Here is a 21,035-nt window from a genome sequence, read left to right on the forward strand (position 1 = left end):
TGATCGCGCGCAAAAGTGGGAGCGGCGGAAATAACGCGGTGGTCCGAGTCGTTCCGGGCACTGAGAATCCGGGATTCGGCGGGCCGAGTGCGGTCCGGCCGGGCCCGGCCCACAGGTGCGACGAAAGGTCCTGATCATGGCGCAGGCGGTCAAGTTCGATCGTTACGGCGATATCGATGTGCTCGAGGTTCGTGAGGTGCCGGATCCGCAGCCCGGACCCGGCCAGGTCGCGGTCGAGGTGGCGGCCGTGGGCATCAATCCGGGCGAGGCCAAGATCCGCAACGGCTCGCTGCACGAGCTGTGGCCGGCCACTTTTCCCGAGGGGGAGGGCACCGATTTCGCCGGGCGCATCGTCGCGCTCGGCGACGGGGTGAGCGGGATCGCCGTCGGCGACGAGGTGCTCGGATTCAGCGACAAACGGTCCAGCCACGCCACCCGGGTGGTGGTGCCGGCCCAGCAGGTCACCCCCAAGCCGGTGGGCCTGTCGTGGGAGGTGGCCGGATCGCTGTACGTCGCGGGCACCACCGCCTTCGCCGCCGTGCGGGCCGTGAGCCCGGAGGCTGGCGACACCATCGCGGTGTCCGGCGCGGCCGGTGGAGTCGGATCCATTGTGGTGCAACTGCTTCGGGCCCGCGAGGTGACGGTGATCGCCATCGCCGGGCCGGACAACCAAGACTATCTCCGCGAGCTGGGGGCGGTCGCGGTGGAATACGGTGACGGTCTCGCCGAGCGCATCCGGGAGGCGGCGCCGGGCGGTATCGACGCCTTCATCGATACGCACGGCAACGGCTACGTCGAACTCGCCCTCGATCTCGGCGTGAAGCCCGAGCGCATCGATACGATCATCGATTTCGCCGCCGTGGAGAAGTACGGCGTCAAGGCGGAGGGCAATGCGGCCGCCGACACCATCGACGTGCTCGCCCAGCTGGCCGAACTGGCCGCCGCGGGGACCGTCCGGATTCCGATCGCCGCCACCTATCCGCTCGGCGAGGTGCGCGCGGCGTTCACCGAACTCGAGCGCGGCCACACCCGGGGCAAGATCGTCCTGCTGCCATGATATCTGTCATGGCACAGTCGTGACGCTCGGGCCAGGTACGGCGCCGGGTTCCCCGCGACAGTGGAACCATGACATCAGCAATGACATCCGGTTCGGCGGAACGGGTCGCCGCCGCACCGGTGATCGAGCTTCGCGGATTGACCAAAACCTTCCGCAGCTCCGCCGGGCCCGTCCGCGCGGTCGACGGACTCGATCTGACCGTCACCGCGGGTGAGGTGGTCGCCTTCCTGGGACCCAACGGTGCCGGGAAGTCCACCAGTATCGACATGATGCTCGGCCTGCTGCGGCCCGACGCCGGAACCGCCCGCATTCTGGGCGCAACGCCGGCGGAAGCGGTTGCGGCGGGCCGGATTTCGGCCGTTCTGCAGTCGGGTGGTCTGCTCCCGGATCTCACCGTCGGCGAAACGGTGCGGGTCGTCGCGGCCCTGCATCGGAATCCGCGCCCCGCCCGGGAGGTGCTCGTCCGTGCCGGAATCGACGGCATCGCCGACCGCATGGTGGGCAAATGCTCCGGCGGTCAGCAGCAGCGCCTGCGGTTCGCGCTCGCGCTGCTGCCCGATCCGGATCTGCTGATCCTCGACGAGCCGACCACCGGTATGGACGTCGAGGGCCGCCGCGATTTCTGGAACGCCATTCGCGCCGACGCGGATCTCGGCCGCACCGTCGTCTTCGCCACCCACTACCTGGACGAGGCCGACGCCTACGCCGACCGGATCGTGCTGGTGCGGGGCGGGCGGGTCGTGGCCGACGGCAGTGCCGCGTCGGTGAAGAATCTGGCCTCCGGCCGCACCGTCTCGGCGACGCTGCCCGACGCCGATCCCGCGAGCCTGCTCGCCCTCGCCGGCGTGGACCGAGTCGAACAGCGCGGTGATCGAGTGCTGGTGCACGGCAACGACTCCGACGCGGTCGCCCGCTATCTGCTGACCAGGACACCGGCCGTCGACATCGAAATCACCGGCCGCAATCTCGAAGACGCCTTCCTCGCACTGACCGGAGACCACTGAGATGACTACATCGATCGTGCCCGCATCGCATGCCGCCCGCCCGGGCGCGGGCGGATTCAGCTGGGGATTCCTGCTGCTCGAACTGCGCCGTATGCTGCGCAACCGCCGCACCGTCATCTTCGCGCTGGTGATGCCCGTGGTGTTCTTCGTGATCTTCGGCGCCCAGAACTCCTCCCGCAACGAAACCTACGGCTCGGCGAATGTCACGGCCTACGTGATGGTGTCGATGGCCGTCTACGGGGCGATGCTGGCCACCACCAGCGGCGGCGCCATGGTCGCGGTGGAGCGCGCCGCCGGCTGGGTACGCCAGCTCCGACTCACGCCGCTGCGCCCGGCCGCCTACGTCGCCACCAAAGTGGCCGGCGCGATGGTGCTCGGATTGTGTTCGGTCGTCGTCGTTTTCGTCGCCGGCGCGGTGACCGGCGCGCATCTGACCACGGCGGCCTGGGTGGGCTGTTTCCTGATCGCGTGGCTGACCTCGGTGGTCTTCGCGGCCTTCGGACTGTTCATGGGCTATGTGCTGCCCTCGGAGAATGTGATGCAGATCCTCGGCCCGGTCCTGGCGCTGCTGTCGTTCGCCGGTGGCTTGTTCATGCCGCTGCACGGCTGGTTCGAGACGGTGTCGAAGGTCTTCCCGACCAACGGCGTCGCGACCCTGGCCCGATTGCCGCTCGGCGACACCGGTGCCGGTTCCGCCGCACTGGCCGTGCTGAATATCGCGGTGTGGGCGTCGGTATTCGCCCTGGGAGCCGCGGTTCTGTTCCGGCGTGACACCGCTCGCTGACCGCCGCGCCGCACCGTCCGCCTCGGTGGACGGTGCGGTAGCGTCGGAATCCGGCGGCGGCCAGGGCAGGAGACGGAGGGTGCGGATGCGGGTACCTCCGGTCGATCGGCCGATATCCGGAGCGCTGGACCGGATCGCCCGCAGGATGGACCGCGAACCCGCCCCGCATACCGCCATCCAGCATCGACGCCTGTTCTTCGGCGCGGTGCTGGCTTTGATCTGGCTGCTCTATCTGATCGCGCCGATCGTCTCGCAATGGCAGGACGGGCATAGGATGCGGGCCGTCGCGGCGGCGGTATGCCTCGCGGTCTTCTGGGTGCTGACGGCCTCGTGCTTCGGTCCGTTCCGGCAACCGGATTGGGACGAGGGACACGCACAGGCGGTGCTGCCGGTCTCGTACGAGTGGCCGCGCTGGCTCGTGGTGGGCGCGCTGGCGGCGCTCGCCGCCGCGATGACCGTACTGCTGGGTGTCACCGGCCTGGGCACCGCCATCTACGTCGCGGCCGCCGCCGTCTTCGTCCTTCCGACCGCGAAATCCGGTGCGGTGGTGGCGGGTACGGCCGCGCTGCTGATCGGCCTGTCGCTGCATTACGGCAGCGCCCCGCTGTATTTCGCCTTCATTCCGGTGGTGATGTGGACCGGTCGCGAAATCGGCCGGCGGCGTGGCCAGTTGCGGGAACTGACTCGCCGCCAGCAGGGCGAGCTCGCGATCGTGCAGGAACGCAACCGGGTGGCGCGCGACGTGCACGACATCCTGGGGCACTCGCTGACCGTCATCACCGTCAAAACCGAATTGGCGCAACGGCTGCTCGATTCGGATCCGTCCCGGGCCCGGCAGGAGATGGCCGATGTGGAGCGACTCGCCCGGGAGGCGCTGGCCGGGGTGCGCGATACGGTGGGCGGCCTGCGCGAGGTGTCGCTCGCGAGTGAACTGGTCAACGCGCGTACGGCCCTGCGCGCCGCCGGTATCGAGGCGGAGCTCCCGGACCCGGCCGAACTCCCCGAGCGATACGCGGTGATCTTCGGATGGGTCCTGCGCGAGGCGGTGACGAACGTGGTGCGCCACAGCGGCGCCCGCCACTGCCGGGTACGGGTGAGCGAATCGCGGATCGACATCTTCGACGACGGAAAAGGGCTGTCCGGCAGTGTCTTCGGCTCGGGACTGACCGGCTTACGCGACCGGGTGCGCGACGCGGGCGGTGTGTTCACGGTCGACACACCTCCCTCCGGGGGAACCGTGATCGCCGTGGACTTCACCACCGCGGCCGAGGTTCGGCCGGTCGGGCGGCGGCGAGCCTGCCGTCCGGATTAGGGTCGCAGGTGTGCGATGGATGATGTCGGTCGGTGAATCACGGCGGGGGCGACGGCGGTGATCCGGTTGCTGCTCGCCGACGACCAAGCGCTGGTGCGGGGCGCATTGGCGGCACTGCTGGGGCTGGAGTCCGACCTCGAGGTGGTGGCCGAGGTGGGCCGGGGTGACGAGGTTCTCGACGCGGTGCGGTGCACCACACCGGATGTGGTCCTGCTCGATGTGGAAATGCCCGGAATGGACGGTATTTCGGTCGCGGCGCGTCTGCATGCGGAATTCCCGGACATCCGGATTCTGATGGTGACCACGTTCGGCCGGCCCGGCTATCTGCGCCGCGCCATCGACGCAGGAGCCGGCGGATTCGTCGTCAAGGACACGCCCGCACGGGAATTGGCGGATGCGGTGCGGCGCGTGCACATGGGCCTGCGGGTGGTGGATCCGGCGCTGGCCACCGAAACCCTCACCACGGGAACCTCACCGCTCACCGCACGCGAGCGCGAGGTGCTCGCCGCCGCGGCCGACGGATCGACGGCGGCGGTCATCGCGGGCCGCCTGCATCTGTCCGAGGGGACCGTTCGCAACCATCTGTCGGCCGCGATCGGCAAGACCGGCACCCGCACCCGCGCCGAGGCCGTCCGCGCCGCCGAACGCCTCGGCTGGTTGTGAGCGGCCCAGGTTGCCGCGGGCGTAGATTCGCCGATGTGCACCTGACGCAGATCCGCCTGATCGTGTCCGAATTCGACCGCTGCGTGACGTTCTATCGCGACATTGTCGGACTCACACCGCAAACCGACGACCCGCGCCCGCCCTACGCGGCCTTCAAACCCGAGCTGGGTAGCACGCTCGCTCTGCACGAGCGCGCGAATCTGGCTGCGGCGCTGGGCGATACCTTGCGGTCCGAGGCCGGCCCGCGATCGCCGTCGGGCAGCGACGTGGCGCCGGTCCCGCCCGCCGACGCGGCAATGGTGTCGCTGCGGGTCGACGATCTGGACGCCTATCTCGCCGAGATCACCGCGCGCGGCGCCGAAATCTCGGGCGAACCGGTCGAATACGACGGCCGTCTCCGCTGCGCCTACCTGCGCGACCCCGAGGGCAACCTGATCGAACTCCAGCAGTGGCTCGCGACCCGCACCGGTGACGCCGTACCACCGGCACGGTGAGACGACCGGATCAGAACCGCCCGCCCCGGCTGATCCGGCGGGAACTGTCGGATCCCCCGAAAGAGGCGGGGCCCCAGCCGGATCCGCCCATCGAACGGCCGCGATAGCCGCTGCCCGCGCCGCGCAGCAGACTGTCGATCAGAATTCCGCCCAATACGGCGCCGGCCTGCGAGGTCCCCGACACCGGCCGGTGCGCCTGCCACTCCCGCACATCGGCCTCGGCGGCGTGCAGTGCGCGGGTGGCCAGATCGGCGGCCTGTTGCGCACTGTCCAGTGCCGCCTGCGGGTCGGTGGCCGAAAGCTGCTGCGCCCGATCCAGATTCCGCTGGGCCTCGGCCAGGCGCGTGCGGGGCGCGGCGTCGATACCGCCACGGCGCGTGTCGATGAAGTCGGCGGCCGCCCGGACCTGGCTCTGCGCGGCGATCACGGCCTGGTCCAGGCGGCGCCGCAGTTGTTCGGCGGCGAGTTTGCGCTCACCGGCCGCCGCGACCGCGCGATCCAGTGCGGTATCGGCCGCGACCGCGCGGTGGAACGTGCCGAGCGGGTCGCGGTCCCCGGTGGTCCGGGCCGCCTCCCATGCGGTGCGGGCGCCGGACATCGCGTCCGCCAATTCCGGGCCGCCATGTTCGGTCAGCCCCCGCGCGGTCTCGAGGTCGCGACCCAGTTCGTCGATCGCCGCCGGCAGACCGGCTCGCGCCTGGGTGATATCGGTCTCGGCGGTGTCCACGGCGTCGAGCAGGGTACGGGCGGCGGTCACCGCGGCCTCCGCGCCGCGAATCGCCGCGACCACCCCACCCTGGCGTCCGACCGGCTCGGCCGCGGCCTGCCTGCCCTGTTCGATCGTGTTCTCGGCGAAGCCGATTCGCTCCCGCGCCATCGTCACGTTGTCGCGCACCGGCGCGGTGACCGATTCCGGTTGTGCGGCCAGCAGCCGCCGCAGCGTCTCCTCCGAGCGCGGCAGGCGCACGGTGAGATCGACCACATCGCGAGTCAGCGCGTCCAGCCGTTGCGGGGCGTCGATCAGCAGATTGCGCATGGCGTCGAATTCGGCCACCTTGTCGTCGAGTTCGGCATCGGCCCGCCCACAGGTGGTGATCAGCTCGACCAGCAGATCGCGGCGCTGATCAGGAGTTTCCGGGATCTCGTCGTCGAGCCGCTGGCGAATCGAAAAGGCATGCGCCAACGCCTGTTTCGCGGACTCGAGCGCGGCGGCGAACGGGGCGGTCGCGGTGGTGCCGAATTCGTCGGTGGCCAGGCGCAGTTCCTCGGCGCTGGCCCGGATCGCGTTGTCGGTGTCGACCAGCACCTGCGCCGAGCGAGCCTCGAGCAGATCCGGGCGGAGCCCGGCCAGCGCGGCGGTGTCGGTCGGGTCGACCGCCTGGGCGGCGTCGGCCTCGGCGCGCCCCCGTGCCCGCCGGCGCAACTGCGAATAGCCCAGCACCAGGCCGATCACACCCAGCACGATCAAAGTGATCACGATCAGCGGCCAGATCCCGACACCACCGGAATCTCCCATGGCCGTGGACAATCCGTCGGCCGCGGCCACCGCGGCCTCGGCCCACTGGCCGTTGTGCAGCCGCGGCTCCACCTGATCGGTGAGCAGCGAATTCAGTTCCGCATCGCTCACCGAGGGCGGGAGCGCACCGGTGAAGGCATAGGAGCGGTCGCTGGTCGCGATCGACAGCAGCACATCGCGCTCGCCGAATCCGGACGCGGTCGCCGTGCGCTGACCCCAGGTCTGCGGATCCACGCCACCGAAATCGCGGACGTAGACCACCCACAGCCGCTCCCGGTGCGCGGTGTAGAGCGCGTCCACCGACGCGCGCACGGTGTCGCGCTGCGGACCGTCGAGAACCTGGGCGGAATCGGTGACGTATTCGTTGAGCCGCATCGGCTCGTCGGCGACGGCCGGGCCGCAGCAGCCGAGCACGAACCCGAACACGATCGACAGCAGCACCGCGAGCAGCGTCGGCGGCTGTGATCGGCGAAGACGCGAGTCCGGCGGCATAGCACGAATGTATCCGCCGACACGGCGTAACGGGCGTTGATCCGGCCGACCCGTGTCGGAACCGATGATTACCATCGGCAGGGTGATCACGCTGGATATCCCCTATACGGGCCACGTCGCGCCGGGTTCGAATCCGCAGCAGCGCGATGTGCCGGGCGCCCGGATCGTCAAGATGTCGGTCGGCGGTATGGACAACAACGTCTATCTGGTGCAGGACACCGCCACCGGTGACGCGGTGCTGATCGACGCCGCCAACGAATCCGAACGCATCCAGGCCCTGCTGGACCAGGAGGTGCCCGGGCGGCTGCGGCTGATCGTCACCACCCATCAGCATTTCGACCACTGGCAGGCCTTGAGCGCGGTGGTCGCCGACACCGGCGTACCGACCGCCGCCCACGCCCTGGATGCCGAACCGCTTCCGGTGCGGCCGGACCGGCTGCTGGCCGACGGTGACACCGTCTCGATCGGTGAACTGGAATTCGAGGTCGTCCACCTGCGCGGACACACCCCGGGTTCGGTCGCGCTGGCGCTCACCGACGGCTCCGGGCGCACCCATCTGTTCACCGGCGACTGCCTGTTCCCCGGGGGTGTCGGGCGCACCACTTCCCCGGAGGATTTCGATTCCCTCTACAGCGACGTCACCACCAAGGTGTTCGACCGCTTCGGCGACGATACGGTCGTCTACCCGGGCCACGGCGACGACACCACCCTGGGTGCCGAGCGTCCGCAGCTCGCGCAGTGGCGGCAACGCGGTTGGTGAGCGGTTCCGGTGCCCGGCAGCGGTGAGGATCCGGCGCTCCGCAATCGTGGCGTGACCGAGCACTGGCACACTCGGGGAATGCCCTCGGCCCTCACCCATCCCGCCCCGACCCGCACGCCCGTCGCGCCGCGCCGTCCGCGCGGATCGGCGGTCGCGCGCTGGGTGCGCCGGGTGATCGCCGGCACCGTCCTCATCGGGGTCGTGCTCGTCGGCGGCACCGCTTTCCGGGTCTGGCAGGTGGCTCGGATCGACGACTACAGCCGCGCCGACGCGATCGTGGTGCTGGGCGCCGCGCAATACGACGGCACCCCGTCCTCGGTTTTCGAGGCCCGGCTCGGCCAGGCCTATCACCTGTACACCAAAGGTGTTGCGCCGCTGGTGATCACGGTCGGCGGCAAACAGGTGGGAGACAACTACACCGAGGCCGCCTCCGGTAAGAACTACCTGAAGAATCGCGGCGTGCCCGCCGACCGGGTAGTGGCCGTGGAGACCGGATCGGACACGCTGCAGAGTATCGAGGCGGTCGCCTCCGCGATGCGGGCTCGCGACCTGTCCTCGGCGGTGCTGGTCAGCGATCCGTGGCATTCGCTGCGCACCCGCACCATGGCCCGCGACGCCGGTCTGGACGCGTGGACCGCGCCGACGCGCACCGGCCCGGCGGTCTACACCCGGGAGTCCCAATTCCACGGCATCGCCCGCGAAACCGGTGCGCTGCTGTGGTATCAGCTCACTCACTTCTCCGCGGATTTCAAATACACCGCGGAGCAGTGAGAAACGTACCAGGCGGTATCTCCCATGAGTTTCGACGCGATGCCCGAATGCCCGTATGTCGACAGTGATCACGAGCGCATGGTGTCCGAGACCTCGCCCACGGCGGGGTTGCGGTGGTCGCCCGCACCGGCGCGGCGCAGCGACTTCGCGCGGGACCGGGCGCGGGTGCTGCATTCGGCGGCGTTGCGGCGACTTGCCGACAAAACCCAGGTGATGGGTCCCCGCGACGGCGACACGCCGCGCACCCGGCTGACCCACTCGCTGGAGGTCGCCCAGATCGGGCGCAGCATCGCCGAGGGGCTGGGCTGTGACGCGGACCTGGTCGATCTGGCCGGGCTGGCTCACGACATCGGCCATCCGCCGTACGGCCACAACGGCGAACGCGCCCTCGACGAATTCGCCGACGCCTACGGCGGGTTCGAGGGCAACGCCCAGAATCTGCGGATTCTGACGAGATTGGAGCCGAAGGTCTTCGATGCGGCGGGGGAGAGTTACGGCCTCAACCTGACCCGCGCCGCCCTCGACGCCACCGTCAAATATCCGTGGGGCAGAACGGCTTCCGGTGCGAAGTTCGGCGCCTACGACGCCGATCTGGACCGGCTGAGCTGGGTCCGCAAGGGTGCGCCCGAGCGGCGGCAGTCGCTGGAATCGCAGGTCATGGACTGGTCCGATGATGTGGCGTACTCGGTGCACGATGTCGAGGACGGGGTCATCGCGGGCCGGATCGATCTGCGAGCGCTCGCCGATCCGGCCGAACAGGCCGCCCTCGCCGAACTGGGCCAGCGCCAGCACCGCGACCTGTCCGCCGACGATCTGATCGCGGCCGGTCAGCGGCTCTCGCAGCTGCAAGTGATCGCCGAGGCCGCCGGCTACGACGGCACCCTGCGCGCCTCGGTCGCGCTCAAGCGGCTGACCAGCGATCTGGTCGGCCGGTTCGCGACCGCGGCGGTCGAGGCGACCCGTGCCGCATGGACCGGGCAGTCGCTGTGCCGCTACGCCGCCGACCTCGAGGTGCCGGCCGTGGTGGCCGCGGAGGTCGCGCTATTGAAAACGGTCGCCCTGCGGTACGTGATGTCGGACCCCGAACATCACAAACGCCAGGCCGAACAGCGCGAGCGCATCCGATTCGTGGCCGACCGCCTGCTGGCCGGCGCCCCCCAGGGCCTCGACCCGATCCTGCTGCCGTGGTGGGAGGCGGCCACCGACGACACCGCCCGCGTGCGCGTGATCGTCGACCAGATCGCCTCCTACACCGAGAGCAGGCTGGAACGGATCGCGGCCCACTGACCCCGGTCGTCGGCGTGGGCCCTGACTTTGGGAGGCGCAACGCAGAACTGACGCTGGCTGACCGCGTCTTTACCTGCGGATGTGGCTACCGGCTCGATCGAGACCTCAATGCCGCGATAAATCTCGCACGCTGGGCGGCCGCCCAGCATGAACCCCCGGACCCCCGAGCAGGAGGCCGGGTCATCAACGCCCGCTGACGGGAAGGCTCTGACCAGCACCGTCGAGTGCCGGTGAAACCTTCCCGAGAGACGTGGGAACCGACGTTCACGCCGTTTGCCGCGGTGGGGACCGACGACGCCCGAGAAGGGCGGTGCCGACCGATCAACCATGGTCGTTCGACACGCTTTAGACTCGGATGCCGTGGCAGGTCGACTTCCGGATCGCGATATCGCGGCAATACGTGAACGCGTACGCATCGAGGATGTCGTCGGTGAGTATGTGTCGCTCAAGCGGGCCGGTGCGGACTCGCTGAAGGGGTTGTGCCCGTTCCACGACGAGAAGTCGCCGTCGTTCCACGTGCGGCCGAACCACAGCCACTTCCACTGCTTCGGTTGTGGCGAGAGCGGCGACGTGTTCGCGTTTCTGCAGAAGATCGACCACGTCGGATTCGTCGAGGCGGTCGAGCAACTGGCCGACCGGATCGGCTACAAGATCAATTACGAGGGCGGCGGAACCTCGGTGCAGCGCGACCGCGGCACCCGTTCCCGGCTGGTCGCCGCCAATGCGGCCGCGCACGAGTTCTATCAGGCGCAACTGCGCGAACCGGGCGCGGAGGTGGCTCGCAAGTATCTCACCGACCGCAATTTCGATGCCAACGCCGCGCGGCATTTCGGCTGCGGTTACGCCCCGGCCGGTTGGGACACGCTGACGAAATACCTGCTGCGCAAGGGTTTCGACATCAAGGAGCTGGAGGCGGCGGGGCTGTCCAAGCCCGGCCGGCACGGCCCGATCGACCGGTTCCACCGCCGGCTGCTGTGGCCGATCCGGAATCTGAGCGGCGACGTCATCGGATTCGGCGCCCGGCGCCTGTTCGACGACGACCAGATGACCGCGAAGTACATCAATACGCCGGAAACGGTGTTGTACAAGAAGTCTCAGGTGCTGTTCGGGCTCGACCACGCCAAGCGGGAGATCGCCAAGAGCCACCAGGCGGTGGTCGTCGAGGGCTACACCGATGTGATGGCCATGCATCTGGCGGGTGTGACGACCGCGGTCGCCTCCTGTGGCACCGCCTTCGGCGACGAGCACCTGTCGATGCTGCGCCGGTTGCTGATGGACGACAATTTCTGGCGCGGTGAGATCATCTACACCTTCGACGGTGATGCCGCCGGCCAGGCAGCGGCGCTGAAGGCCTTTTCCGGTGACCAGAAACTGGCCGGGCAGACCTATATCGCGGTCGCCCCCGACGGGCAGGACCCGTGTGAATTGCGTCAGCGTTCCGGCGACGGTGCGGTCCGCGACCTGGTGGCCCGGCGGGTCCCGTTGTACGAGTTCGTGATTCGCGGCCTGCTCGCCGACCACAACCTCGACACCCCCGAGGGGCAGGTGGAGGCGCTGCGGCGCGCGGTGCCCGTGGTGGCGCAGATCAAGGACAACGCGCTGCGCAAGGCGTACGCCACGAAGCTGGCCGGGTGGGTCGGCTGGGACGACATCCAGCTGGTGGTGCGACGGGTCGGTGACCACGCCCGCCGCGGTAAGCCGGTGAAGGGCGTGCCCGGCCGCGAAGCGGCCGCCGAGACAGCGGTCGCGGAGTCGGCCGCCGCCCGCCCGAATCCGGGTGATCCGGTGCTGCTGCCGCAGCGGCAAGTACTCGCCGCCGCCCTGCAGTATCCGGCGACCGCGGGACCGATCTTCGACAGTCTCGAGCCCGAAGCGTTCACCCACCCCGCTTACACCGCCGTGCGCGCCGCCCTCGCCGCCGCCGGTGGCACGGCAGCGGGACTCGGTGGCGCGGAATGGGTTTCGCGCGTCGCCGATCACACCGACGATCTGATGCTGCGCGCACTGGTCTCCGAACTGGCCGCCGAGCCGCTCCCGGTCAAATCGATGGACGACATCCCCCGGTTCATCTCCGGCGTGCTGGCGCGGGTGCAGGAGGCGTGGGTCGGGCGCCAGGTCGCCGCGCTCAAGTCGAAACTGCAGCGGGTCTCGTCGACCGAACAGCCGGACGACTACATGGCCCTGTTCGGCGATCTGGTCGCCCTCGAGCAGTACCGCAAGAGCCTGCTCACCCAGGCCATGGGCAACTCGGATGATTTCAACGTGGCCTGATCGTTCCATTCGGAATGAGATCGATCTCTTTCCATCGCTCCGGGACCGAACTGACCGCCGAGATCGTCGACGGTGACGGCCCGCCGCTGGTGATCGTTCCGGGGGTCATGTCCGATGCCGCCACCTGGCGGCCCGTCGTGGAGCGGCTCGGACTGTCCAATCCGGTGGTGACGATCAATCGCCGCGGACGGCTGCCGAGCGGCCGCTGGGAGCCGACTACTCCGTACGGACCGAGATCGACGACTTGCACCGCATCCTCGACGCCCTCGGCGCGGCGGTGGAGCTGTTCGGATGGAGCTACAGCGGACTGATCGCCCTGGAGGCGGCCTGTGAGCGGTCGGATCTTCGGTCGGTGATCGCCTACGAACCGGTATCGGCGCCCTTCGCCCCCGCCGCGATTCCCGCGCTGCGCGCCGCCGTCGACCGCGGTGATCTGGATGCGGCCGTCCGGCTGGTCAACACCGATGTATCGGGCTTCTCTACGGAATATGTTGCCGCCCTGCGGGAATCGCCGGTGTGGGCGGTGCTGCGCCCGCTGGCGGCGCCGCTGCCGACGGAACTCGCGGCAATCGAGGCCTACCGGGTGGACCTGCGGCGGTATCGGGCGCTGAGCGTCCCTGTCACCCTGCTGCTGGGCGAACTCAACGCGAACGCCGCACCCTACGGCGCCGCATTCGACCGCATCGCCGGCGCACTGCCGCGGGCACGCATCGACCGGCTATCGGGGCAGGGGCATCTGGCGCACGCGCAGGCGCCGCACCTGCTCGCCCGCCACATCGCCGCGGCGGTACGCGCGGGCTCGCCGGCCGAAGCGGAGCCCGGGAAAAATCGGCTCGGCCGGTAGTTGGGCGATCCGGTGGCACGCTGCCCGGTGGAAACGTCGGGCAGCGTGTCACCGGGATCGTGGCTCAGCGGCGGAGCTGGTCCTGGGGGACGAGGACGGTGGTGCGCTCGTCGATCGGCTCCATGGGTTCGAGCCGCGGCTGGGTATTGAGGCGGTCCGACAGCTTCTGGCGGCTGGCCTGAACCAGTTTGCGGGTGACCGGGCTGGCGGCGACAGCACGGGTGGTCTTGCTGATCTGCTCGTAGCGAGCCCGCCCCGCCTTGGCCCCCAGCACATAACCGGCTGCGACGCCGATGATCAACCGCAGCATTCTTTCGGGCTCCTCCCAGTAGCTGTCCGCGCCGTACATCCTGCCCGACATCGAGTCGGACTGTCGATCCGGCACCACCTTGCCAGACCCCACCGACAATTTCCGATCCTTACCGCCGGGCTCTCGAATTCCCCACCGGCACACTTTGGTTGGAGACCGCGGTCAGGGCCGTGCCGCCCGCCCCCGACACGCCGCTCCGTTCCGCATTTCCCCAGCTCCCGGGCCGATTTGGGGAGCGGACCGGACATAAGCTAAAGTTTGTGCTCGGCCGGCCCGCACGGGCTGACCGGAGCAATCCCCTATAGCTCAATTGGCAGAGCAGCCGACTGTTAATCGGCAGGTTTCTGGTTCGAGTCCAGATGGGGGAGCAGAAAACAGCCCCTGGCCTGTGGGAACGTACCACAGACCAGGGGCTGTTCTCGTTCTGAGAGCCCTGGCCTGGGCGAACGCCGGCCGTCCGATTCGGGATCCTCACCGCCGGGCGGTCGCAGGGCGCGGGGATACGATGTGCGCCGCGAACGGGCTCACGAGGAGATCGATGGACGAGGCGGCATACGAGCAGGCGAGTCCCGCTGTGCAGGCGCGCATCCGGGAGAGTTTCGAGCGGCAGGGCCTGATGCGTCATCTGGGCGCCCGGCTCGCCCATATCGGTCCGGGTCGGGTGCACATCGAACTGCCGCACCGGCCCGAGGTGACGCAGCAGCACGGGTATGTGCATGCCGGCGCCACCAGTGCCATCGCGGACAGCGCCGGCGGATATGCGGCATACACGCTGTTCCCCGACGACTCCTCGGTGCTGACAGTGGAGTACAAGATCAATCTGCTCGCCCCGGCCGAGGGGGATCACCTCGAGGCGGTCGGTGTCGTCCTCAAATCGGGGCGCACGCTGACCGTGTGCAGGCTGGAGGTGTTCGGGGTCCGCGACGATCGGCGCACACTGATCGCGACCGGCCAGCAGACGTTGATCTGTCTGAGTGGCGCATCGGATCAGCCGATCCGGAAGCCGTAGCCGACGATCCCCGGACGGGAGTTGATCTCGGCCAGCACACCCTCGATGCCGGAGAACCAGAACGGGCCGGCCGGTGTCGTGGGGTTGATCTGCGAGTCGATGCCCACCAGACCCGTGCCCTGGTAGGCGGGGGAGCCGCTGTCGCCGTTGAGGCCCGGGACGGAGGTGTGGATCACATTGTCGGTGACCGAATCGACCTGGCCGCTGGTGGAGCGGGTGGTGCTGCCGTATTTGTCGAGGCGGCTGCCGGGGGCCGGGACCGCACCGACGTGATCGATCACGGCGCCGTTCGGGGCCACGGTCGAGATGTCGATGCCGGGGCGCAGTGCGATGACGGCCCAGTCGCTGGTGGAATCCGATTGCAGCAGCGCCCATTTCGATGTCCAGCTGGCGTAGTGCCCGATCCTGCCGATGGCGGGGGCGACGACGCTCTGCCCGGGGCTGAACATGCAGTGACCGGCGGTGAGCGCCACCGCGTTGCCCGCTGCGTCGTGTCCGGCCGCGGTGATCGTGCAGAGGCCGAGCGAGGTGCCGGGCCCCACCGCCCGGGCGGGCGAATCGGCGGGAGCCACCGCCGGCGCCGCCAGGACGACGGCTCCGGCCAACAGCGCGGTTGCGATGATCGATCTCTTCATCTGCTCGGCCATGGCGCCCTCGGCGTCACTCCTCCCTACCGCCTGCGATGTCGCTGCAGCCTTTTCTACGGACAGGATGCCGGCCGTTCATAGGGTCTTCGGTCACTTGCCGAGGAATAGTCGCGATCGGCTCGGGTAGTGCGCGTGATGGGGAGGGAAAACGCGTCCGAAGACCGGGATCGAACGCCGAGGCCGCCCGCAGCTGTCCTGCTCGGGACCGGCCCAAGCTGTGCCGTCGGTTGAGCGACCGGGATCTCAAGGACTGCAACGACTTTCGCTCGCCGTCGCGGGCCGGAGGGTCTGCTCGTCGAAGTTCGCCGCACGGCCCTTTCGGTAGCCGAGCGAACGTTTGTCTCCGGACCGGGCGGGTATCGGCTCGGTGACCGAGCGGTTCGGCGTACAGCGGCAGGAGGTCGGGAGATGACGGACGATGTGGCAGGTCGGCCGGGCAACGGCGGCGAAACTCACCAGGAGGCAACCGGTGAGGACGTGCGGCTGACCACCCAGCAGGGTGTGGTTGTCGGAGACGATCAGAACACATTGCGGGCGGGGGAGCGCGGGCCCGCGCTGCTGGAGGACTTCCACTTCCGCGAGAAGATCTTCCACTTCGACCACGAGCGGATTCCGGAGCGGGTGGTTCATGCCCGCGGTTTCGGCGTGCACGGCTATTTCGAGAACTACGATTCGCTGTCCGATCTGACCCGGGCCGATCCGTTCCAGGAGGCCGGTCGCCGGACCGAGGCATTCGTCCGATTCTCCACGGTGGCCGGTAACAAGGGTTCGTTCGATCTGGCTCGCGACGTCCGTGGTTTCGCGGTGAAACTCTATACGCGCGAGGGAAATTGGGATCTGGTCGGGAACAATATCCCGGTCTTCTTCATTCAGGACCCCATCAAGTTCCCGGATATGGTCCACGCCGCCAAACAGGAGCCCGATCGTGGCTTTCCGCAGGCTCAGACGGCCCACGACAATTTCTGGGACTTCGTCTCGCTCACTCCCGAATCGACCCACATGCTGCTGTGGATCATGTCCGACCGAGCGATTCCGCGCTCGTTCCGGTTCATGGAGGGATTCGGTGTCCACACCTTCCGGCTGGTGAACGCCGAGGGCCGCTCCACGTTCGTCAAATTCCATTGGAAGCCGAAGCAGGGCATGCAGTCGGTGGTGTGGAACGAGGCGCTGAAGATCAACGGCGCCGATCCCGATTTCCACCGCCGCGATCTCTGGGATGCCATTCAGTCCGGTGACTATCCGGAATGGGAATTGGGCATGCAGCTGTTCGACGACGACTTCGCCGGTCGCTTCGCCTTCGACATCCTCGATCCGACGAAGATCATCCCGGAGGAGGAAGTGCCGGTGCGCCCGGTCGGCAAGCTGGTGCTGAACCGGGTCGTCGACAATTTCTTCGCCGAAACCGAGCAGGTGGCGTTCTGCACGCAGAACATCATCCCGGGCATCGATTTCACGAACGACCCACTGCTGCAGGGCCGCAACTTCTCGTATCTCGACACCCAACTGAAGCGGCTCGGCGGCCCCAACTTCACCCATCTGCCGGTGAACGCGCCGAAGTGCCCGTTCGCGACGTTCCAGCAGGACGGCCACATGGCTATGGTCAATCCGAAGGGCCGGGCCAATTACGAGCCCAATTCGTGGCCCGACGAGATCAAGGGCCCGCGCGAGGATCCCGAACGGGGCTTCACGACGGTTCCCGAGACTGTATCCGGTCCCAAACGCCGGCTGCGCGCGGAAAGCTTCGCCGACCATTACAGCCAGGCTCGTCAGTTCTATGTGAGCCAGACGAGTATCGAGCAGCGGCACATCGTCGAGGCGTTCGTCTTCGAGCTGAGCAAATGCGATCGAGTCGAGATCCGTGCCCGGGTCGTCGCCGCGCTGCGCAACGTTCACGAGGATCTGGCCACGGCGGTCGCCGACGAGCTCGGCCTCGCGGAGCTTCCGGAACCGGCTCGCTGTGCCCGCGAGCCGATCACCGATCTGGCGCCCTCGCCCGCGCTGAGTATCGTGCGCAACGGCCCGGACAGCATCGCGGGGCGCAAGATCGGCGTGCTGGTCACCGACGGGGTCGATGCCGAGGCATTGGCCGAGGTACGCGAGGCGGTCCAGGCGGAGAAGGCGATCCTTGAGATCGTCGCGCCGAAGGTCGGCGGTGTCACTACCGAGGACGGCAAAACTGTCGAAGCGGACCAGAAGATCGACGGCGGACCCTCGGTGCTCTACGACGCGGTCGTGATTCTCGCGTCCGAGGCCGGAGCCGCCGAACTCACCACCGTGCCGCCGGCGCGCGACTTCGTCAGCGACGCTTACGCGCACGGCAAATTCATCGCCCACCGCAATGCCGGCGCGCTGTTCGCGGCCGCGGGACTGACCGGCGAACTCGATGCCGGCGTCATGGATCTCGCGGCGGGCGCATCGGTGGCCGACTTCCTCGGCCGGTGCCGGGATGTCCGGTACTGGGCCCGGTTCGAGGACTGACGATGACGAGCGCGCCGCGGTCGTCGTCCTCGGGACGCGGTCCCCGACGTCTGGTGTGGGTGCGCTCGGAGCGACTGTGCCGAGAGGTGCCGCCCCCGTCGTCGACGTGCACACGCCGAGTCACCTGCCGGGCGGGGCGGCCGCTACCGCGGCCCTGGGCGTCGAAGCGTGGCTGGTCCCGCTTGCCGGAGCCGACGAGCACGGCGCCCACCTGCGCAATTCGCCGCGCCGCTGCGGAGTGAGGACAACCTACCTGTACACGGCCGGCTACCTGCGCGCGGCCGGGCGAGTTGCGGTCCAGTGCCGACGAGCCCGCGGCGCGCGAACCGATGCTTACCCACGGATTTAATGGCGCACAGGGGGATTCGGCCGGGAGCCGCCGCCGTGCGGCTGGACTGTCACATCCGCCGCCCGCCCGGTTGCCCGATGGTTCTGCTCCGGACCGTTTGCATCGCCGCTGCGAGGGCATGACGACCACGAACCGGTTCAGAAGTCGACGATCGAGCCGGGCGCAGCGAGTCCCAACATCCATGGCACGGTTTCCGCCGGCTATGGCGCAGTTCGAGAGCGCGAGATCCACCGGCGGCGACGCGGATCGGAGGAAGCGTGAAGATTGCGATGGTGTCCGAGCACGCGAGCCCGTTGGCTCCCCTGGGTGGTGTGGACGCGGGCGGGCAGAACGTGCACGTGTCCGAGCTCGCTGCGGGACTGGCCCGGTTGGGGCACGATGTGCGGGTATACACCCGCCGAGACGACCCCGACATTCCCCCCGAAGTGCTGGTGGGGGCGGGATATCGCGTGATCCACGTTCCGGCCGGTCCGCCGGAGCACATCTCGAAAGACGATATTCTGCCGTTCCTCGGCGAGTTCGCCGCCTTCCTGCGCGCCCAGTGGAGTGCCGATCGGCCTGACGTCGTGCACGCGCATTTCTGGATGTCGGGGATCGCCGCCGAACGCGCCGGATGCGACCTCGCCGTTCCGGTCGTTCTGACCTTCCACGCGCTGGGCACCGTGAAGCGGCGCTTTCAAGGGCTGGCCGACACCAGCCCACGCTCCCGTGTCCAATCCGAGCGCCGGGTGGCGGCGGGAGCGACCCATATCGTCGCGACCTGTTCCGACGAGGTCCGCGAGCTGGGCAGGATGGGTGTGCCGCGCGAGCGCACATCGGTGGTGCCCTGCGGTGTCGACCTGTCGCTGTTCACTCCCGACGGCCCCGCCGAGGAACCCGAGCTGCCGCGGCGGATCGTCTCGGTCGGCCGCATGGTGCGGCGCAAGGGGTTCGACACCGCGATCGCGGCACTGTCGGAGGTCCCCGATACCGAACTGGTCATCGCCGGCGGTTCGGCGAGCGCCGAGGACGAAGCCGAGCAAGCGCGATTGCGGGCCGTGGCCGCGGAATACGGTGTGTCGCAACGAGTCCGGCTGCGCGGGCCGGTACTGCGGGCGGAGATGCCGATGCTGTTGCGCTCGGCCGACGCCGTGGTGTGCACGCCGTGGTACGAGCCGTTCGGCATCGTTCCCCTCGAAGCGATGTCGTGCGCGAAGCCCGTGGTCGCCACCGCGGTCGGCGGAATGCTCGACACCGTTCTCGATGGGGTGACCGGACACTTGGTCCCCTCGAGGGACCCCGCCGTTCTGGCCGAGGTCCTGTCGGGCTTGCTCGACACCCGGCAGGCGCGCCGGGTGATGGGCGAGGCGGGTCTGCAACGAGCCCGCGGACGTTATTCGTGGGATCGGATCTCCAGGGATACCTCGGCGGCCTATCGGCGGACCGCCGCCACGGCCGCTGCGGGCGCCATCGCGTCGTCCGCTCGCTGACATCAGGAGGCGCTCGCGGAGAATCAACCGACATGCCCGCTCGGCAATGTCGTCATCACCGGTGGTGCGTCCGGACTGGTCGCGGCGACGGGGGCGGGGCATATCGGCGATCCGCACGCCACCGAACCGGACTCCGGACTGCTGCAGATCGGGACCGGTCAGGTCATCGCGGCAGCGATTCGGCAACTGCGATGTTTCGGCCTCGATTCCGGTGGTATCGCCCCGTCGTTCCATTCCCGAACGGACAGTAACGAGAGAGGAGAAACGATGAGCCAGAAGGTGAATCCCATTCAGGTGCAGAAGTATCTCTCCGGCGTGGACTATCCGTGTGACCGCCGCGATATCGTGCGCGCGGCGCGGAACAACGGCGCCGGCGCGGAGATCGTCGACGCGCTCGAGAGCATGCCCGACCGTATGTTCGACGGACCGAACGCGGTGAGCGAGGCCATGTCCTGACCTGAATGCACCTGGGCCGCCCGCACTGCGGGCGGCCCAGGCTGTATCGATGGGCAGTGCGTGTCAGAACGTGAATTGATCGCCGTACGCGGTGGTTTGGACCAGACCTGTCGCCGTCGACACCGTGGTGGAGACGAACGGGACGGCCGCAACCGGGGACGCGCATTGGGAGACGTTCAACGCGGCGTTGTTGAAGGCGATGTGGTAGGGGAACGTGGTCGTGTTGTCCAGGGTGGCCGTCGCGGTGGTGGCGGTGGTGACCTGACCGGGACCGATGTTCGCGTCCAGATTCTCGGACAGGCCCAGGGAGCCGCCGACGCTCGGCCCGAGGTCGAAACCGGGCGGCGATACTCCGGGCAGGGTCGCGCTGCCGGACGTGGTCGGCAGGGTGGGGGTGGTGGGAGTCGTCGTGGGGGGAGTCGTTGTAGGGGGAGTCGTCGTGGTGGGGGTGGTCGTGGTCGGGGTTGTCGTGGTGGTGACCGTCGTGGTGGGCGCAACACTCGTGCCGACAGCCTTGGTCTGGGTGGTCGTGGGGGGAGTTGTCGTGGTGCGGGCGGTTGTGGAGGAGGCGCCGGTACCGCTGGGGGTGGTCGTGGTCGGAGTGGCGCTGCCGGTGGTCGCGATGGGAGCGGCGGCGGTCGTCAGCGACGGTGGCGTGAACGTCGGGGAGATGCTCAATTGCAGCCCTTGGTTGGGCGAAATGCCTACGTCGAAGCCGCCTGCCACGCTGATCCCGCATCCGAGCAGGAATCCCGCCACCGCCTGGCCCGAGGTGATCGGATCGCCCTCGACGTTGACCGAGAAATTCCCGGACAGCTGCGCGGCATGCGAGAACGTCATGAGATAGTTCGGCGTCCGGTCACCGGGTGGGTTCACCCCGATGTTGTCCACCGACGCGGTCAGATGGACTCCCGAGCCGGTCACGTCCGTGCCGGGTGGCTGGGCGTGACTCGTTTCGCTCCCGCCGGTCCATAAGATCGACGCGACGGCGGTAACCGCGGCGATACCCGTCGCGGCGGCGATGAGAGGACGTCGCATAGCTGGATCCTGTTCCTCGGTGTC

At 68.7% G+C, this 21,035-nt stretch carries 21 protein-coding genes and 1 tRNA gene; 18 read left to right on the top strand and 4 right to left on the bottom strand.

Going from position 1 to position 21,035, the window contains the following annotated elements:
• Window positions 1-136: 136 nt before the first annotated feature.
• From NN2_RS16540 to NN2_RS16565, 6 genes are all read left to right on the top strand, one after another.
• The gene (locus NN2_RS16540; protein ID WP_063014716.1) at window positions 137-1,057 is read left to right on the top strand and encodes an NADP-dependent oxidoreductase; all 921 of its coding nucleotides are present in this window, start codon (window positions 137-139) and stop codon (window positions 1,055-1,057) included.
• 68 nt (window positions 1,058-1,125) lie between these two features.
• On the top strand, window positions 1,126-2,061 hold the full coding sequence (locus tag NN2_RS16545; protein ID WP_063014625.1) for an ABC transporter ATP-binding protein: 936 nt from the start codon (window positions 1,126-1,128) through the stop codon (window positions 2,059-2,061).
• A gap of 1 nt (window position 2,062) precedes the next feature.
• The gene (locus NN2_RS16550) at window positions 2,063-2,845 is read left to right on the top strand and encodes an ABC transporter permease (RefSeq protein WP_063014627.1); all 783 of its coding nucleotides are present in this window, start codon (window positions 2,063-2,065) and stop codon (window positions 2,843-2,845) included.
• An 85-nt stretch (window positions 2,846-2,930) separates the two neighbouring features.
• A complete protein-coding gene (locus tag NN2_RS16555) occupies window positions 2,931-4,157 on the top strand; it encodes a sensor histidine kinase (RefSeq protein ID WP_063014629.1) in 1,227 nt (408 codons plus the stop codon).
• A 57-nt stretch (window positions 4,158-4,214) separates the two neighbouring features.
• Window positions 4,215-4,820 (top strand): response regulator transcription factor, encoded by a 606-nt coding sequence (locus NN2_RS16560; RefSeq protein WP_063014631.1) that lies wholly within the window; start codon window positions 4,215-4,217, stop codon window positions 4,818-4,820.
• A gap of 35 nt (window positions 4,821-4,855) precedes the next feature.
• Window positions 4,856-5,314 (top strand): VOC family protein, encoded by a 459-nt coding sequence (locus NN2_RS16565; protein ID WP_063014633.1) that lies wholly within the window; start codon window positions 4,856-4,858, stop codon window positions 5,312-5,314.
• Between the two features lie 10 nt (window positions 5,315-5,324).
• Here the strand turns inward: NN2_RS16565 and NN2_RS16570 are convergent, their stop codons facing one another.
• A complete protein-coding gene (locus tag NN2_RS16570) occupies window positions 5,325-7,322 on the bottom strand; it encodes a TPM domain-containing protein (RefSeq protein WP_063014635.1) in 1,998 nt (665 codons plus the stop codon).
• 64 nt (window positions 7,323-7,386) lie between these two features.
• Here NN2_RS16570 and NN2_RS16575 point away from each other — a divergent pair, with 64 nt between their 5' ends.
• The 7 genes from NN2_RS16575 to NN2_RS16595 all read left to right on the top strand — a co-directional run bounded on the left by NN2_RS16575 (window position 7,387) and on the right by NN2_RS16595 (window position 13,255).
• The gene (locus NN2_RS16575; RefSeq protein ID WP_030512879.1) at window positions 7,387-8,082 is read left to right on the top strand and encodes an MBL fold metallo-hydrolase; all 696 of its coding nucleotides are present in this window, start codon (window positions 7,387-7,389) and stop codon (window positions 8,080-8,082) included.
• A 78-nt stretch (window positions 8,083-8,160) separates the two neighbouring features.
• Window positions 8,161-8,853, top strand: coding sequence for a YdcF family protein (locus tag NN2_RS16580; protein ID WP_030512880.1), 693 nt, complete (start codon window positions 8,161-8,163; stop codon window positions 8,851-8,853).
• 24 nt (window positions 8,854-8,877) lie between these two features.
• Window positions 8,878-10,140, top strand: coding sequence for a deoxyguanosinetriphosphate triphosphohydrolase (locus NN2_RS16585; protein ID WP_227462941.1), 1,263 nt, complete (start codon window positions 8,878-8,880; stop codon window positions 10,138-10,140).
• 14 nt (window positions 10,141-10,154) lie between these two features.
• Window positions 10,155-10,337 (top strand): zinc ribbon domain-containing protein, encoded by a 183-nt coding sequence (locus NN2_RS38600; protein WP_245658735.1) that lies wholly within the window; start codon window positions 10,155-10,157, stop codon window positions 10,335-10,337.
• 163 nt (window positions 10,338-10,500) lie between these two features.
• A complete protein-coding gene (gene dnaG / locus NN2_RS16590; protein ID WP_063014637.1) occupies window positions 10,501-12,411 on the top strand; it encodes a DNA primase in 1,911 nt (636 codons plus the stop codon).
• A gap of 14 nt (window positions 12,412-12,425) precedes the next feature.
• Window positions 12,426-12,722 (top strand): alpha/beta fold hydrolase, encoded by a 297-nt coding sequence (locus NN2_RS38605; RefSeq protein ID WP_245658736.1) that lies wholly within the window; start codon window positions 12,426-12,428, stop codon window positions 12,720-12,722.
• A complete protein-coding gene (locus NN2_RS16595; RefSeq protein ID WP_245658737.1) occupies window positions 12,656-13,255 on the top strand; it encodes an alpha/beta fold hydrolase in 600 nt (199 codons plus the stop codon). The genes NN2_RS38605 and NN2_RS16595 overlap by 67 nt, the downstream gene beginning before the upstream one ends.
• Window positions 13,256-13,319: 64 nt before the next feature.
• Here the strand turns inward: NN2_RS16595 and NN2_RS16600 are convergent, their stop codons facing one another.
• The gene (locus tag NN2_RS16600) at window positions 13,320-13,565 is read right to left on the bottom strand and encodes a hypothetical protein (protein WP_036499775.1); all 246 of its coding nucleotides are present in this window, start codon (window positions 13,563-13,565) and stop codon (window positions 13,320-13,322) included.
• Between the two features lie 295 nt (window positions 13,566-13,860).
• On the opposite strand from NN2_RS16600, the gene NN2_RS16605 reads away from it, so the two are divergent.
• Window positions 13,861-13,933: transfer RNA gene (locus NN2_RS16605), tRNA-Asn, on the top strand.
• Between the two features lie 170 nt (window positions 13,934-14,103).
• Window positions 14,104-14,574 carry a PaaI family thioesterase gene (locus NN2_RS16610; protein ID WP_063014639.1) on the top strand — a complete coding sequence of 157 codons (471 nt, stop codon included), beginning with the start codon at window positions 14,104-14,106 and terminating at the stop codon, window positions 14,572-14,574.
• Here NN2_RS16610 and NN2_RS16615 read toward each other — a convergent pair.
• Entirely contained in the window at window positions 14,553-15,209 is a 657-nt protein-coding gene (locus tag NN2_RS16615; protein WP_156511355.1) for a trypsin-like peptidase domain-containing protein, read from the bottom strand. The two genes, NN2_RS16610 and NN2_RS16615, sit on opposite strands and share 22 nt — an antisense overlap.
• Before the next feature lie 420 nt (window positions 15,210-15,629).
• Here NN2_RS16615 and NN2_RS16620 point away from each other — a divergent pair, with 420 nt between their 5' ends.
• The 3 genes from NN2_RS16620 (at window position 15,630) to NN2_RS16630 (ending at window position 19,973) form a co-directional block, all read left to right on the top strand.
• A complete protein-coding gene (locus NN2_RS16620) occupies window positions 15,630-17,699 on the top strand; it encodes a catalase (RefSeq protein ID WP_063014643.1) in 2,070 nt (689 codons plus the stop codon).
• A gap of 606 nt (window positions 17,700-18,305) precedes the next feature.
• Window positions 18,306-19,517: a glycosyltransferase gene (locus NN2_RS16625; protein ID WP_063014645.1), complete on the top strand. Its 1,212-nt coding sequence runs from the start codon at window positions 18,306-18,308 to the stop codon at window positions 19,515-19,517.
• Window positions 19,518-19,784: 267 nt separating this feature from the next.
• Window positions 19,785-19,973, top strand: a complete 189-nt coding sequence (locus NN2_RS16630; protein WP_030512889.1) for a DUF2795 domain-containing protein — start codon at window positions 19,785-19,787, stop codon at window positions 19,971-19,973.
• Window positions 19,974-20,036: 63 nt separating this feature from the next.
• Here the strand turns inward: NN2_RS16630 and NN2_RS16635 are convergent, their stop codons facing one another.
• A complete protein-coding gene (locus NN2_RS16635; protein ID WP_063014647.1) occupies window positions 20,037-21,011 on the bottom strand; it encodes an MspA family porin in 975 nt (324 codons plus the stop codon).
• Between the last annotated feature and the right edge of the window lie 24 nt (window positions 21,012-21,035).

The sequence above is a fragment of the Nocardia nova NBRC 15556 genome, assembly GCF_001613005.1.
Lineage (GTDB): Bacteria > Actinomycetota > Actinomycetes > Mycobacteriales > Mycobacteriaceae > Nocardia > Nocardia nova.

Coding starts and splice junctions, on each gene's coding strand:
- NN2_RS16615 (WP_156511355.1), bottom strand. CDS start 15,209: ATGAAGAGATCGATCATCGCAACCGCGCTGTTGGCCGGAGCCGTCGTC.
- NN2_RS16620 (WP_063014643.1), top strand. CDS start 15,630: ATGACGGACGATGTGGCAGGTCGGCCGGGCAACGGCGGCGAAACTCAC.
- NN2_RS16575 (WP_030512879.1), top strand. CDS start 7,387: ATGATTACCATCGGCAGGGTGATCACGCTGGATATCCCCTATACGGGC.
- NN2_RS16545 (WP_063014625.1), top strand. CDS start 1,126: ATGACATCAGCAATGACATCCGGTTCGGCGGAACGGGTCGCCGCCGCA.
- NN2_RS16555 (WP_063014629.1), top strand. CDS start 2,931: ATGCGGGTACCTCCGGTCGATCGGCCGATATCCGGAGCGCTGGACCGG.
- NN2_RS16600 (WP_036499775.1), bottom strand. CDS start 13,565: ATGCTGCGGTTGATCATCGGCGTCGCAGCCGGTTATGTGCTGGGGGCC.
- NN2_RS16540 (WP_063014716.1), top strand. CDS start 137: ATGGCGCAGGCGGTCAAGTTCGATCGTTACGGCGATATCGATGTGCTC.
- NN2_RS16580 (WP_030512880.1), top strand. CDS start 8,161: ATGCCCTCGGCCCTCACCCATCCCGCCCCGACCCGCACGCCCGTCGCG.
- NN2_RS16630 (WP_030512889.1), top strand. CDS start 19,785: ATGAGCCAGAAGGTGAATCCCATTCAGGTGCAGAAGTATCTCTCCGGC.
- NN2_RS38605 (WP_245658736.1), top strand. CDS start 12,426: ATGAGATCGATCTCTTTCCATCGCTCCGGGACCGAACTGACCGCCGAG.
- NN2_RS16550 (WP_063014627.1), top strand. CDS start 2,063: ATGACTACATCGATCGTGCCCGCATCGCATGCCGCCCGCCCGGGCGCG.
- NN2_RS16635 (WP_063014647.1), bottom strand. CDS start 21,011: ATGCGACGTCCTCTCATCGCCGCCGCGACGGGTATCGCCGCGGTTACC.
- NN2_RS16585 (WP_227462941.1), top strand. CDS start 8,878: ATGAGTTTCGACGCGATGCCCGAATGCCCGTATGTCGACAGTGATCAC.
- NN2_RS16570 (WP_063014635.1), bottom strand. CDS start 7,322: ATGCCGCCGGACTCGCGTCTTCGCCGATCACAGCCGCCGACGCTGCTC.
- NN2_RS16610 (WP_063014639.1), top strand. CDS start 14,104: ATGGACGAGGCGGCATACGAGCAGGCGAGTCCCGCTGTGCAGGCGCGC.